Annotated in this window: 18 protein-coding genes; 1 reads left to right on the forward strand and 17 read right to left on the reverse strand. The window is 46.1% G+C overall.

The features are described from left to right. Positions 1-99 precede the first annotated feature (99 nt). Genes NST99_RS20350 through NST99_RS20400 form a run of 11 tightly spaced genes read right to left on the reverse strand, consistent with a single transcriptional unit; the run spans position 100 to position 8,783 of the window. Positions 100-573, reverse strand: a complete 474-nt coding sequence (locus NST99_RS20350) for a hypothetical protein (RefSeq protein WP_341094037.1) — start codon at positions 571-573, stop codon at positions 100-102. After that, positions 573-1,061 carry an HK97 gp10 family phage protein gene (locus NST99_RS20355; protein ID WP_341097707.1) on the reverse strand — a complete coding sequence of 163 codons (489 nt, stop codon included), beginning with the start codon at positions 1,059-1,061 and terminating at the stop codon, positions 573-575. Before NST99_RS20355 ends, NST99_RS20350 begins: the two co-directional genes overlap by 1 nt. After that, positions 1,054-1,380 (reverse strand): hypothetical protein, encoded by a 327-nt coding sequence (locus tag NST99_RS20360; RefSeq protein ID WP_341094038.1) that lies wholly within the window; start codon positions 1,378-1,380, stop codon positions 1,054-1,056. The genes NST99_RS20355 and NST99_RS20360 overlap by 8 nt, the downstream gene beginning before the upstream one ends. Next, complete coding sequence (locus tag NST99_RS20365; protein WP_341094039.1) at positions 1,377-1,763, reverse strand: hypothetical protein; 387 nt, start codon at positions 1,761-1,763, stop codon at positions 1,377-1,379. The genes NST99_RS20360 and NST99_RS20365 overlap by 4 nt, the downstream gene beginning before the upstream one ends. Then, positions 1,741-2,046, reverse strand: coding sequence for a Rho termination factor N-terminal domain-containing protein (locus NST99_RS20370; protein ID WP_341094040.1), 306 nt, complete (start codon positions 2,044-2,046; stop codon positions 1,741-1,743). Before NST99_RS20370 ends, NST99_RS20365 begins: the two co-directional genes overlap by 23 nt. Further along, positions 2,046-2,993: a major capsid protein gene (locus tag NST99_RS20375; RefSeq protein WP_341094041.1), complete on the reverse strand. Its 948-nt coding sequence runs from the start codon at positions 2,991-2,993 to the stop codon at positions 2,046-2,048. The genes NST99_RS20370 and NST99_RS20375 overlap by 1 nt, the downstream gene beginning before the upstream one ends. Before the next feature lie 21 nt (positions 2,994-3,014). Next, positions 3,015-4,241, reverse strand: a complete 1,227-nt coding sequence (locus NST99_RS20380) for an XkdF-like putative serine protease domain-containing protein (RefSeq protein WP_341094042.1) — start codon at positions 4,239-4,241, stop codon at positions 3,015-3,017. Between the two features lie 29 nt (positions 4,242-4,270). Continuing rightward, the gene (locus NST99_RS20385) at positions 4,271-5,101 is read right to left on the reverse strand and encodes a phage minor head protein (protein ID WP_341094043.1); all 831 of its coding nucleotides are present in this window, start codon (positions 5,099-5,101) and stop codon (positions 4,271-4,273) included. Further along, complete coding sequence (locus NST99_RS20390; RefSeq protein ID WP_341094044.1) at positions 5,094-6,572, reverse strand: phage portal protein; 1,479 nt, start codon at positions 6,570-6,572, stop codon at positions 5,094-5,096. Before NST99_RS20390 ends, NST99_RS20385 begins: the two co-directional genes overlap by 8 nt. A 2-nt stretch (positions 6,573-6,574) precedes the next feature. Beyond that, on the reverse strand, positions 6,575-7,891 hold the full coding sequence (locus tag NST99_RS20395) for a PBSX family phage terminase large subunit (RefSeq protein ID WP_341094045.1): 1,317 nt from the start codon (positions 7,889-7,891) through the stop codon (positions 6,575-6,577). Beyond that, complete coding sequence (locus NST99_RS20400; RefSeq protein ID WP_341094046.1) at positions 7,878-8,783, reverse strand: phage terminase small subunit-related protein; 906 nt, start codon at positions 8,781-8,783, stop codon at positions 7,878-7,880. Before NST99_RS20400 ends, NST99_RS20395 begins: the two co-directional genes overlap by 14 nt. Positions 8,784-8,899: 116 nt before the next feature. On the opposite strand from NST99_RS20400, the gene NST99_RS20405 reads away from it, so the two are divergent. Further along, positions 8,900-9,415 (forward strand): hypothetical protein, encoded by a 516-nt coding sequence (locus NST99_RS20405; RefSeq protein WP_341094047.1) that lies wholly within the window; start codon positions 8,900-8,902, stop codon positions 9,413-9,415. On the opposite strand, the gene NST99_RS20410 is transcribed toward NST99_RS20405, so the two are convergent. From NST99_RS20410 to NST99_RS20435, 6 genes are all read right to left on the reverse strand, one after another. Continuing rightward, positions 9,412-9,624 (reverse strand): hypothetical protein, encoded by a 213-nt coding sequence (locus tag NST99_RS20410; RefSeq protein WP_341094048.1) that lies wholly within the window; start codon positions 9,622-9,624, stop codon positions 9,412-9,414. The genes NST99_RS20405 and NST99_RS20410 overlap by 4 nt on opposite strands. 192 nt (positions 9,625-9,816) lie before the next feature. Continuing rightward, positions 9,817-10,512, reverse strand: a complete 696-nt coding sequence (locus NST99_RS20415; RefSeq protein ID WP_341094049.1) for a hypothetical protein — start codon at positions 10,510-10,512, stop codon at positions 9,817-9,819. A gap of 70 nt (positions 10,513-10,582) precedes the next feature. Continuing rightward, entirely contained in the window at positions 10,583-11,614 is a 1,032-nt protein-coding gene (locus NST99_RS20420; RefSeq protein ID WP_341094050.1) for a DNA cytosine methyltransferase, read from the reverse strand. After that, on the reverse strand, positions 11,611-12,147 hold the full coding sequence (locus tag NST99_RS20425) for a transcriptional regulator (protein WP_341094051.1): 537 nt from the start codon (positions 12,145-12,147) through the stop codon (positions 11,611-11,613). The genes NST99_RS20420 and NST99_RS20425 overlap by 4 nt, the downstream gene beginning before the upstream one ends. Positions 12,148-12,566: 419 nt before the next feature. Further along, positions 12,567-13,262, reverse strand: coding sequence for a hypothetical protein (locus NST99_RS20430; RefSeq protein WP_341094052.1), 696 nt, complete (start codon positions 13,260-13,262; stop codon positions 12,567-12,569). A gap of 762 nt (positions 13,263-14,024) precedes the next feature. Next, the gene (locus NST99_RS20435; protein ID WP_341094053.1) at positions 14,025-15,725 is read right to left on the reverse strand and encodes an AIPR family protein; all 1,701 of its coding nucleotides are present in this window, start codon (positions 15,723-15,725) and stop codon (positions 14,025-14,027) included. Positions 15,726-15,804: the final 79 nt, after the last annotated feature.

The raw sequence follows: 15,804 nt of genomic DNA on the forward strand, positions 1-15,804 counted from the left end.
ATTAAAAGGTACAATTTTTAATTATTTGACTAGGCCAGTCTAATGATTCTTTATTAACGTAAATTGCCCATTAGTTTAAAAAATAATCTAACAGTAAGTTCAGCTTTGCTCAATAAAAAAGTCGTTGATCTTATCAACTGGACATCCATCATCATTCACAAGCAGCTTTGGCACGTGTAAAAGGTATGAATACCTGAAGGTGACTTCCATCCGATCATTCAACGGTCGTGTGTGCGGGGCTTCAATTACCATCATGATGCCAAAACGCTGAGAGGCCACGCAGAACCGCTGCTGCCGAAGGAAAAGGATGAAGGGGGATAAGTCTAAGGGAATCGGCTCCCCGGCTTCCTCTGCCCCGCTACGGTCCATGTCATAATGAAAGACAAGACCCACATCCTCAATGATCCGGTCTGCCCTCGGTGTGTGTGCTTTATCGGACACCAGGTCCGTCTCAATGAACACGCTCGGACGATCAAACTGCCCTGCCATCCAGCGAGAGCGATTCCGCAAAATCGGAAGATCCGGGTAGACCTGCTGCACGAGTTCTGCCCAAGCTTTTAATCCTACATCCATCATGACAGCATCCTCTCCAGTTCCTTCTCCAGCCGTTTCATAATCAAAGCATTCATGCCGCCTTCCAGCTGTTGAACAGCAATATCAAAGTAATGTCTGCCAATAAAGGAACGCGGTTTAGCCATAAACCCGGTCTTTGCGCGAGGATCATATACAAACTTGCCGTTCGCTCTCCAAAATCCCGGCACAAAGTGAGCTTTGTGAATAGTGTATCCGTCATTGAGATGTCGCGCATAAGGAAGGTTGGATCCCACTTCAATAGAAATAGTATTGCGGTCCACATCCCACTCCCATACGTTCGCGTCCTCGCCGTGGGAAAAAGAGTTCCACATCAGGCCAGTATCAATGAGCTCTTGTTTATCAATCTCATCAACAACAAGGTTCAGCAGCGTCTCGCCCACGGCCTCCGCGATGTTCCGAAGGATTTGATTCACGCCTTCGTCACTCAGCTTCTTGAATTTCTTCGCCAGGCCGTCAAAATCATGCATGTTCACTGCCTTTCACCTCGCAAGTAACTAATAACTCGCGCCAGTAACGGCGCGGGTTAGAGTCAATCACCAAATACTTACGTCCGAACAATAACACTTCGTCGCTGATTCGGACGTCCGCTGTTTTTGCAACACCGATTGTCTTTTTGACAATGTATATGACAGGAGTGGATTCTGCCTTGGCATCAGTCTGCGTCTTAACAACGAAACACTTCAAGTCCGCAACCTTCCCTGTCTTCCGATCGCTGAACAGGTTGTCCGCATCCTGCTGGCGGCCGACCCGGTACACCACCAGCGGGGTATTCATGCGATGGTTCACAACAAATAAGCCGTGATGTTCCCGTCATCCGGCCCGGACTGCTGTTTTTTGACCCAGAGAAAAAGAATAGAGTCCACATCGGCATTGCCCGTGGTTTTCCCTTCAACTGCCTGTCGGGTATACGTCCAAGCACCGTCACTTTCCGCAGAATATCCACGGGCAACGGAAGCCAGGTATTCCTCACTGTCTTGCAAGGCCAGCGACTCCGCCAGCTTCACCCAGGCCAGCATAAGCTGTTTGTCGACAATCTCCGGGAAAAGAACAGGCAAATACAGCTCAATACGGGTCTGTGCATCATCGATGTACTGATCAAGCTGTGCGTCTGTCGCTTCCTGTACGACGCTGACACGGCTGCGGCTCTTAAGGAGTGTCGTTGTCAACATCCGGCACACCGCCGCCTTCCAGCGCCTTCAGGGCGGCGATCAGCTCCGGCTTCTTCAAGTCCGAAAAACCTTCAATTCCGGCTTTCTTCGCCTTGTCCTTCAGCTGCACCACCGACAAGTCCTCCAGCGGGATAATCTTCTCCTCATTAACTTCAAAATCCGGGTGCTCCCGCAAGTTCTTCAGCGCAGTCTCGTTTTCAACCAGGACTGGCTTAGCCGGCTCAAATCGGATACTATGCAGCCGGAGGGAGGCGTTTTTGCCCCTGTAGGTTACATATGGCATTAAAATTCCACCCCTTCCACATAGGCCAGAGCCTGAGGTTCTTCAAAGATGGCGTCAAAGTCGGAATGAGTGGCGTAGAATCGTTTGTCTGCATAGATGGCTTCCTTGCCCTCGGTCGTTTTGCGAATCTGCATGTCGTAGGTGTGAACCATGACGAAGTTAGGCTGGTAGGTAAAGAGGACAGCGCCCTCAGGCATGCTCCAAACCTCTTCCACATCATAAGAGTTGATCTTCTTCACCCCGCCTGTGATCTGCAGTTGAATGGAAGCACTGGTGTCCTTTTCCGCCAGGCGCTGCAGCCGCTCACTAAACGTATTCGGGTGCATGAAGTACTTGAAGACTCCACCGGAACGGAACCGGGTTGGAATGGCTCTCTCCACCTCAAACAGAATCCCTGTCTTCTCGGCTGCCGATAGCGTTGCCCAATCCAAGTAATGACCGGTCGCCTTGGCGATCTTCAGCCAGCCATCGTTGATTTTAAGGAATTCATAATCCGGATCAGTCGCCAGTGTCGCTGTGTCACCGTTAAAGGCAATATCCTGCATATTCTCCCCGTAGTTGTTCGCCATGCCGCGCATAATGATCTCCTCTGCGTTCTGGCCACGGACACGCTGTGTCTGCCGGATGAATTCTTCTGTTATTTCAAATGGCAGAACAACCGGCTCAACCGCATAAGGAATTTGCGGAAATGTGGGTGTTGCAGTGTTTGTAGCCATGACATTCTCTTTCTTGCTCCGGAGATTCCGGCCACGGACACCGATTTTGTCGATGGTACCGGAAGAACTCTTTCGGGTTTCATTCCGGATCCCTTTCAAAAATGAATTGCTTTCATATGCCCAATCAATAAACTGTGTAACTTCTTCATACGTAAGAGCAGTGTTATCCATTGGAGTGATGATTGTGGATTTCTGGATGCTGGTAGTAGCAATTGTGCCGTTTGTTCTCATGATTTGCATTCCCCCTTCAATTTACAGAAAGCGTCCGAAACTTACGGCGCCGCCTGACTTTTGGATTTCTTCTTCATCACCTTGCACGGAAGCACCGCGGCTATTCTTCACCAGTTGCACATCAGCTGCTAGCGTCTGCATTTGCTCTGTCAACGGGGCAAGGGCCATGGCAATGGTTTCTGTCAAAGAAGCTTGCTCCGGCGTGGCCGCGTCCTTTTCTCCGCCAGCAGGTTGTTCTTCCTCGCCACCCTCGGCCTTCTTAAGCTCTGCAATTTCAGCGGTCAGGCCTTCCACCTGTTTCGCTATCGGCGCAACGGCAGCCGTAACCGCCTTGGCAATATCTTCAGCTTTCAAATCGTCTTCCTCCTCGGACTCTTCCTCTACGGGAGCCGTTTTATTTTTCAGTTCAGTCAGTGCTGCAATAGCATCGTCTACATGTTTCAGGTTGCTAGTGGAAATCTTCTTGCCTGCCTTGGCAATCTGCTCTGGCGGTGTGCCAATGGCTTTGACGATGTCTTCCTTGGTAAGCACATCCTGCGCAATATCGACAAAGTCCTGCAGGGCCTCCCGGATGGTCTCCGGATCGGTTTCCAGACCACTTTGCCAAGTGTCCCAATTAAAAAGAACCGAGTTGAGGGCATCCTGTGCCGCCCAAAATTCTCGGTTCTTCCGGTTCTTATGATATTTATCTGAGACCGCGCCTTTCTCAATTAGGCCCAGCATCTTAGCGATTCTACTCAAGAATCCCTTGGATACCTCCTCTTCCACCTCAATCTCTTCCCGCTTACCGACACCCCACATACTGAATCCGGTTATCTCGCCTTTCTTGATGGAATCCCAAGTATCATCGTCAGTTACTTTCACCCCGGCCACCCAGGAACCTTTCGCAATGATTTGATCACCAATCTCCATATCACAAGGAGCAATGTAAGACTCAACGACATATCCCTTGTCCACTTCCAGGTCATGCTGCTTATCAATATTGTAGGTGTGCTGTTTCTCCATAAACAGATGTGCGGCTTTCTCAATCTCTTCGGCTTCCATCTCATCTTCATGGGCATCTAACACATCCGGCTGATATACCACACCGATTACAACCCGCTTAGCATCATCAACCTTGGCGATCTGGACCTGCTTCTGAATGGCGTTCTTCCCGTCAGCTTTAATGATAGCAAACGGCACGCCGTTGGCTCCCTTGTCTACCAGGGAGATGTGCGTGATCTTAGCGTCTTTCAGTTTATAACTCATGTTCTGTTCTCACCCCCCTTCATAAAGTGTCAAACCATTACAGATTGCATTGTGCAACGACACTGAATAATCTCCTCTGGCCGTCCGCTTGGATCGCCAGGGAACATAAGCTTGCTCTTACCGACTTCAAAGGGCTTGTCCAGCGGTTGCACCTGTCCATTGGTCTTCTTATGTGTCTTCCGGGCCCGATCACCCTTGGAAGACCGCCACTTCTTACCGTTGACAACATCCGACTGCTTCCAACCCTCCAGCTTCCCACCATTTGCAGCTGCTGTGCTCATGGTCCGGGAAACCGTGATGGCCCTCTCCATCGTAAAAGGACCTGCGTCTCCTTTGGCAGCTGCTGCACTAATCTCGCGAACCATTAAGGCCCGTTCAGAAGGTGTCTTTCCCTCCTTGATGGCCTTCTGGAATGCCCTGGTCATAACGTCCGCGCTGGTGCCGTTCATGTCTGGAACCAGCTTTTGCAGATTCTTTGCAAATCGTGAAGCAGCTTTGTTTTTGACGGACCATGTTTTGTCAGGATCAAGCTCTACCAGTTCCGTTTCTCCTGCTAAATGAAACAATGGGGTAAACGCATCATATACAGCCTGCTCGAATTGGATGGTGAACAGCTCTCCGGTCTGTACCGATGCCAGCACCTTACCCAGTTCTCCAATATCAATCAGCAAATCCTCGCTGAGTTCAAGAATAGCTTCGTGCAGTTCCTTCCCCTGCAACTCAAGGATCTCAACAATCCGCGTCTCTCCCTGTTTGTAAAGCTCCTCCAAGACCGCCCGCTCAGCATGGGTCAGTTCCAAGCCATCCAGGAATTCGGTATCATCCGCTTTGGCAATCTGCTCCCAGCATTCCTTACACATGGTTGACTACCTCATCATGACTCTGACGTAGCAGACGCTTGGCAATGGCGGATACCTGCTCCTGCAGATCATTCGCATCGGTGTCAGGTTCAGGCACGGTTAATGCAGGCTGGCTGTTTAAGAGCTGAGCAATTGGTGTATCTAGGTATTCTTCACTGTACTTGGACTCATCGATTGTGGTATCCAGCACTTCCTCTGCGATCGGAATCAAATCCCGGACCAGCATAATACCTTTATCTGCAATAAAGTCCAGCAACGCCTTGCGGTCTTCCGGATCAATGATGCGCGGGCCGCGCAAGGTAGCTTTCACACGGAAGATGCCCATAGCCGGGAACAACCGCTTGTTGAAAATCTCGTCCATGATCCACTTGCGGTAAGGCTCAAAGACCTGTTCCTCTGCAAACCGCAGCGCTGCATCCGCGGTCGCGCGGTTGTAATCCGAACTCTGGCCAACTAGGATCGGCGGCAGCCGGAACGAAGACAGGATGTCTGCCTTCTTCTCCTTACCGTATTCCAGGAATAAGGCATCCTGCTGAAGCAGATCATTCAGCTTGTCCAGCTTGATAGATACCTTTTCGATCTTTTCATCTACCAAACCACCCGTTTCCTCACCTATCGCCTCCAGGTACAGAATTCCCCCTTGCGACTGCGAACCCTTTACTTTTTGCAGCAGTTCAATAGACTTCTTGGTCAGACGGCCATTGGTTACCGTCAGTAGCATTGAGAGCATGCGGCCATTGCTGAAATAGGAAACGTTCAGTTCCTCCGCCTCTCGACTACCGACCACGCCCGGCGCATTCCCAAACCAACGCGGCTCTCCATACGGGCCGTCATTCCCCAACTTCAACGGAATGATCTGATTGTCTTGGCCCTCGGTTCCAAATGGTCTGAACCACACCACAGACGTCCCGCGCTTCATGGCATACTTCCGGGAGTAGATGTCTTGAGAGAACTCCTCGATCTTTTTCGTTGACCGAATCAGTCTCTTCCGCTTGATTGTTGCCCGATTAGTCTCCCTTGTGCAGCGCACATACTTGGGATTCATGCGGTAGAGTGTTGGAAACTCGCTGCCGGCAGGCCAGGCTACCTCCACATTTGCATTTCCGCTGCTCTCTATATCCTCAATTAATGAACTGATGATCTCATCCGGTGAATCCTCCAAATTACAGGTTTCAAGAAACTTTTCTGCACGATCCCATTCCTCTTTTGCCGTTTCATCGTTCTCCCCCGGCAGATATTCGAGCGCAATCCCATAGCCGGCAATGTTCCGTTTATATGCCTCAATGCACTGTGGGATGATGTTGCTGTTCTTGACCAGCAGCTTGCAGGAGGCAGGGTCGTTGCCAGGAGGGAAAGGCAGCAGCCCGTTCTGATCGTAGAGGTTTTCAAAGCTATCCGGCAGCTGAGCGCTGGAAGGGATATGCCTGTCCTCTGCTTTTGATATTTGGAACCATTGCGCCTCACTAGTCATGCTTACACCCACCCAACGCCATGATCATGTCGCTCCTCTCTCTCCTTTTTGCGCTGCTTCACTTGCTGCAGCAGATAATCAGTATGAATGCCATACCGGCGTGCGTCACAGGTATGGTCGTTTTGCTTAATGGGCTTGTCCTCGCCACGCTCGGCGGCTTTTTCATCCCATACGTAAGACACCAACTCCTGAAGGGAATTGGTGTTGTCAGCACAGATATACAACTCATTGTTTTGGAACCGGTTGGACACCGTCTGAATTCCATCTAGCACTGTATTCACGGCAGCTCGGATATTGTTGATACCGCGCTTCTTCAGCTCAATAATAAAAGCCTTTGCTGACGGGTCGATGAAGATTGAATACTCATCGCCGTCAATAAAGGCTTCCAGGTCATCAGCATATTCGCCATTTGTTTTCTCGCCCTTACGGCGGATGTTGTGATAATACTCATCCAACTCATAATAGATGTTCCCGCGGACACCGTACTTTAGGAATGCCGTTGGGTTATTGGCCCCGTAGTCGATACAAATGAACTTGCGGTCAAACTTGGCCGGAAACCAGTCCCGTGCCTTCTTATGGACCGAATCATCAAACTTGGAGAAGATTACTCCCTCGGCCATAACCCAAAGGCCCAGGATGTACCGCTGATAGAAAATCCCGCTGTACATGCGCCGGTACCGCTCACGCACACGCTCGGAGAGAGACAGGTTGTCCTCCATTGTGAAATGCAGGTGCAGCGCATGTTTCTTCTGAAGCTGATCGAGCCATTCCATCTTGAACCAATGATACGGGCCAGCGGGGTTGCAGTTAAACCACAGCTTGGCACCATCAATGGAACAGCGGGCGGTCGCCTGGTCAACAAAGGACTTCGGCATCAGGGCAACCTCATCGAAGAACATACCGGCCAGCGTAATACCGGCGATCAGATCCTGCGAGCTTTCATCTCGGCCGCCAAACAAGAAAAAGCGGTTGCTGATAAGCCCCCGGGTAACGGTCAGAACATTTTCAGATCGATTGTCATGAACATTATACCCACGGCTGGCCAGCATGCGCTTCAGCGGACCGATTACGTTACGCCGCAGCGCTCCGATAGTCTTACCGGACATACCAAATTGTTCACCTCGGAAGGTGTCCATCGCCCAGGCAATAAAAGAGAACGACATGCAGACCGTCTTCCCGGCTCGGACCGAACCGTCACAAATGATTGCATCCTTATCATGGTGCGGGCTTTCCGGTGTCCACCAGGTCAGAACCTTCAGCTGCTTCTGCGAAAAAGGAGACCACTTGAACGCCGGCGGCTTGAGTTTAAGCTTCGCCATCGTCGCTCCACACTCCCGCCGCCATACCCTTCAGCGCATCGATAAAGCCATCATCCTCGAAGTCTTCCTTACCGCCACCACCGCGCAGCATCTGCAGCTCATACTCCATGGTTTCAATACGGATACGCTTCTCGTCATCGGTTAACCGGTTCTTAAGCTCAATAGCGCGGATCTTCTTATCCTGAATGCGGGTCAGCGCTTCTTCCAGCTTCACAATGTCGTCCAGCTTTCGAAACCCTTTTTCCTCGATCTTCGATTCCATCATTTCATTCCGGCTATGCGGAATCTTCTTCGTGATGCCGGTCTTCTCGTCGTGGATCTCAGCAACTTCCTTGATGGCTTTCATTTCGTACCATACACTACGTTCTGTTTCAGAGAGGCCATCCATCAGTTCTTTAATTCGAAGCATCATACGACGCTCACGCAAGGAATACATAGCAATTGACTCATCAGCCTGAACGAGAGAGTCCGTATTTATCTGCTCTAATAACTGCTGCTCGGTTTCGGTCAGGGTATCCAGCCAGATGGTTTCATGCTCACCGGTAGTAACTGCCTTCTTGTTGCCAAGCGGCCCACCAGCACCGCCGCTGTTTCCTTTGGCATTCTGATTCCCTGGGGGAGCGCCGCCGCGATTACCAGCAGCGTTTTTGTTTCCTTTGGGAGCGCCGCGAAGTGGAGCGCTCCCTTTCGTTTCAATTGGAGCGCTCCCTTTGAATTCGGGTGAAACGCTCCCTTTGAGCTCATCTTCCCAGCTGTCCATTGTCTTCCACTTTCGGACTTTACTGTCTGAAATAGAAAGAGTGGCGGCGATGTCCTTTAGCTTCATCGTCCCACCGCTCTCTAACCACATCTGCTTTGCCTTGTCCCGCTCGGGACTGCGCTCTCTGGCCATGCTACATTTCACCACCCCCTGAACCGATATTATTAATAAAAAGGTGATTTGAATTGTTAATGAACTTAAATCCTTTAATTCTTCTATCTGTATCAGCACTTACTTTTATAACATTGATGGATTATATCAATCTTTTCTTGTTCAAAAGAATGTTAAACAATACATACAGAAAAATAAAGGTCGAGAAAGTATCGCGTTATTTATATACTACTGACGAGCTACTCCAGCGCTATAAACTAGTCCCAAAGAAAAACCTTAATTTACTTAAATTAAAGCTTGAATCGGAGGAATACAATAATACCTCAATGACTCAAATTATAGATATGTTCCATAAATTAGTGATATCTATTACAACAGCAGCTATTGCAGTTACAATTACTATCTCTGTAGCAAATCTAAGCTTCCTAAAAGACAATAAAATTCTTCAAGAAGATCAAACTTCATGGATTGAAAATGTACAAATCAATTTACTTAACTTCTCAAACGGCATGGGGTTTTATATTAAATTCCTCTTAGTTTGTTCCTTCGTTTTTGTTGTCTTTAGTTTGCATTCCCAAATTCAACATACAAAAAACAACCTCAAAAAGAAGCACCTGAGATTTATTGAAGAAGCGTTAAAGGAGGACGATTAAATCTCGTCCTTCTGCAGCTCAATATCTATCTCAATCAGCTTCTTCAGATCGTCCACCGTCTTGATCTCAATCCGGCCGTCTTGAAAGTCCTTGACCCACTTGGCTATGCCAGCCTTAACAATTTTGCGGTATTGTGCCTTGCTTTCCAAGATGCCGGCTATAACTTCAAGCTCATACTGTTGCAATAAATCTTCATCTTTTGTTCCCATTGCGTTCCCCTCGGCTTCCGTGTATATTTGGAAACGAGACAGCGGATGACTGTGAATGCCACGCGTGGCGCGCCGCTGTCTCAGCCGGGGGATACCCTGGGTGATGGGGAGGACGTTAGCGCGTCCTCCTTTAAATTTGGGCAGAAGAAAAACCGCCTCTAAGTATAGCAGGCGGTGCGGCCTTCATTTCAATTAATAAGGCGGTGTAATGTATGAAATAAACAAATTACCAAAATCTGTAGTTCTTGGTGCCATTGCCCCGCTACCTGTCATCATTGTGTGTAGACTATCTATTCCCAAAAGGCCCTGTGTATTTAAATCCTTGACTAGAATATCATAAAATGAACGTTTTCCGTTCAATTCATTAAATGCAGATTCAAGAACTCCTTTTGGAGAACCCATACTAAACTGTGGCGCTTGTCTCTGGTTATCCTCAAACCATTTTTCAGGATTTTGAAATAGTAACAACACACGAAGATGCCAAGGGGTCATTGAATCAACTAGGTTAAGAAACATAAGCTGAATGCTTTCATCAATATCAATACCTACAGCGGAATTAAGCACAGCATTTCTTAACGCAGTCAGTTTTTCTTCATGATGATTACGTAAAGCTGCCTGTGTTGCTTGTAAAACCGTCGTAACAAAAATTTCATTATCAATTAACGATTCAATCTGAAATTCTGAAATAGTCTCCCTCAGTTCATCAATTCCTTCAGCCAGTCTGATTAACCATGCATCCCTCCTTTTCGACAATGGGGGAGCTATTAATAATGAGAACAATTCAGAAGCTCCTCCACCAATAATGGGTATAGCAGCTAATCCCGCCTTAGCAATAGAATGTAAATAATCACCTGAAGTATTACCTAGATCCTTCTCAATCTCACTCACAGAAATCCTCCTCACAATAGACTCGAGTCTATTGTAAGTTATTACCGATTCTTTACGCTATGTGAAATCGCTATGATAACCATTGAAGATTAATTTGCTCAGCGATCCGGTGCATCATTAATGGAGGAACGCTCATTCCGCATACATAAGAAACATCTGCATCCATGAAATTATAATCGCTAGGAAAGGTCTGAATCCGAATCGAATCCATATCACTGATTCGGCATGGCTCATCTGACCTAAGAAACCAGGATGAGCTTGCCAATGTATTCGAGACCTTCTGATTTTTAAGGATGATCGTGTTATAATCGCTTGCCTTCCCCTTCTCTCGCTCAGTAATGTCCCCCATGCTCAGGTCACTTGGACGTTTCCTTTTCCAGCGATTGTAAGTTTTCTTCGAAGGATTCAACGGTTTCCCCTCACCGCTCCGGACATCCCGATATAACACAGGTGGTTCATTGAAATCCAAACGAAGCGGTGCGAATTCTTGATCTTCCCGGGCTGCCACAAAGAAAAGACGTTCCCGCTTTTGAGGAACGCCCATCGTGGCTGAATTCAGATGAAAGAGCTGTGGCTTATAACCCAACTCCCGGAAACGGGACAAGACCAAGCTCACAAAACCTTTCGCCTGCCCGCGGATCATCCCAATAACGTTCTCTGCAACGACAACGCGGGGCTGCAGCTTTTCTGCCACATCCAAAAAATCAAAAAAGAGGTCATCCAGCCGTTGCACGGCCTGCCCCTCTCTAAAACGATGTTCACTTCCCCATTTATCTTTCCTCTTGCCAGACATCGAGAACACGCTACACGGTGGTGATCCGTCCAGGAGGTCCAGGTCGAACAGCTCCGACGGCAGCTCCGCATCCGGCAATGCCTTAAAATCCTGAATAGGCATAAGGAACGGATACCGCGGGTTATGGTTCTGCCGATAGATCCGCATCATCTGTGGGTCTATCTCCACATTACCGAGCACAGTGTATCCCGCAAGCTTATAGCCCATTGTGGAGCCGCCACCACAGGAGAAGCAAGAGAATACCGTCTTCCCATGCTTCGGCGCGCTAGCAAGGTCTGATAGCCTCCAGTCCCATGCTGGCCTACTCATGAGGCACCTTCCTGGTCGAAAACAAATCCGCAGCGCGGGCACTTGCAGTCAAATCGAGATTCATCAAATTCACTCACATCCAGCTCCCGGTTTTGGAAGTCACCAAGTAGATCAGCAGCTGGCTCCGTGAAATCGGCGATTAACCTCTCAGCTTCTCCTATATCAAAACCGGACAGCGCCAGATCCGCCCCGCCTTCCTGCAGCTCATTCAGCAGCTGCGCCAGTGCCTCATCATCCCAGCGGCCAGACACTTTATTTAGCGCCAGATTTAGCAGCCGCTCACGCTCCGGGTCCAAGTTGACTACCGATACGGTCAGCTCCGTGCAGCCCTGCTCGGTCACCAGCACTTTGTAACGCTGATGGCCACCGACCATGTTGCCGGTCTGCTCATTCCACACGATCGGGTCAACGTAGCCGAATTCATCCAGGCTGCGGCGAAGCTTCTCGTATTCCGGATCTCCTGGCTGAAGGTCGACGCGGGGGTTATAGACAGCTGCATTGAGCTGGTTGATCGGTATAATTCTGATGTCCATAGTGAATGCCTCCTCTTTATAAATATTCTCAGAAATACATCCCAACTGGAACCACTACTAAAACGATAGTTAGTGTGACTAAACAGGAAGGGAGCGAAAAAGATGTTTACTATAATTCTAAGTACGACAATACCGGCTATCTGCAGTGCGGTCGCGGCGTATTACACGTGTAAAACAGCTGTAGTTAAATTCAAGCGTTTGAAGTAGGCAAAAAGGGCAGACTATGACGGTTTGCCCTTTTTTGTGTTGAGTTGGTTTTTCATCTTGGGGTAGGTGGAAACTTAGAGGGAGACGAAGAGAATCGGCCCGTCCTGCTCTTTTCCGCCCTCCACCACCTAACAACACGCTCCTACATTTAAAGCCTAAGAACGGCTCACAGAAGGCCATTAAAGAGCATAAAAAAAAGCACCCGTAGGTGCTTAATAGTTAATTTTCCTTAAAGCTGATATCTCGCTGCCTAAACTTTCAAAAACATCAATAAATTGTTTTGGCTCGAATTTCGCTGTATTGGCGTTAAACGATTGGTCAGTAATACCGAAATCTGAAGGACTGACCAGCATGTTATCTTTTAATATCTCGCTTATTTTACAAATATGGTTCATTACTTCTGTCGGGATAATTGAAGCATATCTATTCAGATATAATGTAATTTCATGATCTATCGTTTTTTTAAAACCAGTTAAAAATTCAAAATAACCTATTTCAATTTCCTTGGATTCAAATATACTAGTAGGATTCAGGTGAAGGACTTTTATTTTTTTCCTTATAAAGTCTCCATCAATGTATACGCTCAAATCCCTTAACAATTCATCTAATTCTATTTCTTTAGGCTCCTTGGTAATGATCTGAATATACGGCTGTTTCAGTTTATTAAAAAACACATCGTGACTTCTACCTAATATTGAGTAATAATCTTCGAGTCTCTTTTTGGTTTCATGTTTTTTAACCAAATTATCGATTATAATGACAGTTGCCAATATAGACAGAATGCTTACCATTACATTAATATTAAGACTCTTCATATCACTCATTTCAAAGCCATCAAGAAACAAGAACTGTACACATGCCGCTAGTAGGAATACAGCTCCAAATATTAGCACAATTTTTTTCTTCATAAATCCCCCTCCTTTCAACATCACATTTCGACATCTAGGAAGTATTTTCCTTCTGACATTTCACCCTGCCACAAAACTGTGCAGTTCCTTCCCATCTGCCCCATATGCAGCCCTTACACTTAGCCGGCTGCTGAGGTGGATCTTTTAAACGCCGCTGCTGTTGCTTCTTCTTCAAATTAATTCCCCCAATATAAAAAAGCCGCCCAATAATGAGCGACTTCCGAATATGTATTCTGTTCAATCGTGCAATGAGTCTGATCTATAGAACGGCGTCCGCTCTGCATCCGCAGCAAATGCGCTACGCTCTTTGCTTAGAATCTTTACGAACTTTGTTACAAAGGAGAACAAGACCATTTTACAGAGCTGCTGAGATCGAAGTCAAAAGCGCCAGAGACGATTTCAAACCTTTCCTGCTACGCTGACTCTAAAATCCTCAAAATCTCTAACTCTTTCATATCCACATATCGGTTAGTGGATTATACTGTAAAAAATGAGTTTGAGGAGACGATGTATTGCGAGAACTTATTAAAAAGGCAGTGATACGAATAGTAATCGTCCTTTCAATTGGATTGATCGGCGGTATGATCCTAGATCATTATTCGAAATAGAAAAAGCGAGAGGAGATACGCCCCGGTTAAGTGCCGCAGGTGCGGCCGTGCGTGTAACTCTCGCCTTATTTCCACATTACAAATATATCATGCTTAAAGCCTAATGAACGGCCATTGTGCGGTCAAAAGCCGGTCGAAAAGCGGCCAATTTTATTTAGTTCCTTAGTAATTCTGCAGCTTTGTCACTAATAGTAGAGTCTTTAGCGTTGTCCCTGTTCAAATCACCCTCTAGAATCCGATTCAACAGCTCACATCCATTATGTATTGCTGTTAAACACTCTTCATCATTCCATAAAATATCTCGTATTCTTTCACAACTTCTAACAAATCTATTTGCCTTCATTTCGGGAAGATCTGGACCTAGAATTTGCATGCGTATAATTCCCATTAAGTGATATTTAAAAGGTCGATATATATTGTCCACTTGATTTCTTCTCATAAACCATTCGATCCTAAATAAAGTATACGAGGCGATATAATAAGCAATAGGTGGATGCCCTTCAACAAAGACTCTACTTCCGACATCTTTCAAAAGTGTTCCATAATATCTACTTGATTGATGAGCACGCTTTAAAAACATAGCAGCGAATGAACGGATTTGTGAAGATACTGTAACAATCCGTATTTTCTCTATCCCAGCATCCGATCGAAATTGTTGCGATCTTCTCTCATAGTATAGTTTGTGTCTATCAGTAATTGCTGAGTAGAATTCCTCAAGATGTTTTTGAAAATCGGTTAGAGCAGAGAGTTCCTCAATTTTCACTGGAGTTTGTCTGTTAGTTGCTTTGGTAACTTTATTTTTAATAGTTGAATCAGGGGCTATGATCAGCTTTAGTGGAATTTGAACGGATTCGTCTATAGAATCTTTATTGTTGAATAAAACATGACTTGTTTGGCAGCCATTAACTATTTGGTAACCAGTCAAAGAAAACTTATCGCCAGTTATCTTTAGATCCTCCGCTACTATTGTTACACCATTATTCAAAACAACGAAAGCTTCTTTTTCGTCCGTCTTTAAAGTGCTGTCTATCTCGTTATTAACTGGATTATCACCTTGAAAATCCCGTACATTTTCAGTAAAAAGTGAACGAATCAAATTATTATTTTCATCTGAAATCAAATTTATGTATTCGTTAGCAGAAACGTAGCCCAAATAAGATTCTCTAATACTATTTATTTGCGGGAGAGTAACTCTATTTGAGAATATAAATGTTTTTGTTAAGTTGTTTTTTGCTTTACTGAATAATTGTTGCAGTCCCCTAGCATCAATTGGAGTAAATAAAACTTGGCCAAATATCGACAATTCTTCTAGTGACTCATTACCCGTTCTGATTCGTGTTATTAATTGAGAATCTTCAGCCCATTTTCCTGTTGAGACGTAATAAATTTTTATTACAGGATTTCCATGCTTGAATAATTCACTTTTAGTATAAATGTGTTTAATGCATTTTTCTTTTTCACTTAGTAACTCGTTTCTTGGCATTTTAGCCTCTGTTGAAAATAATTCTCTGATACCAAAATACATATCAGAGATTTCGGAACCTTTAAAATCGCTGCCTGATTTAGCTTGGACAAAAATAAATTCTGCTTCAACGTATCGGTTTATCCTAGCTAGTTCATCAACTTCTTCAATAGAATTGATTATGACACCGTTGACTAGCACTACTACTCCATCTAATTGGAGATCATTCCCACCAGCTACACTGATGCTTTCAAGTTCGAAATCTTCGTCATATTCACTTGCCGCTACACAGTAATTTGCAAAATGCTCAAATAAAGTTGGAACATCAATATCTTCTAAAAAACCTTGTTCCTTTCTAAAGGATCCTAATAAATTTTGAGTTATTAAATCCATATTACCCCTCCTTATGAACCAACAAATCATCATTGTTGGGATATGAATACAGTAGTTCAAATAAAAAAGAATAGCTAGT

Source organism: Paenibacillus sp. FSL L8-0470, assembly GCF_038008625.1.
Taxonomy (GTDB): domain Bacteria; phylum Bacillota; class Bacilli; order Paenibacillales; family Paenibacillaceae; genus Paenibacillus_AQ.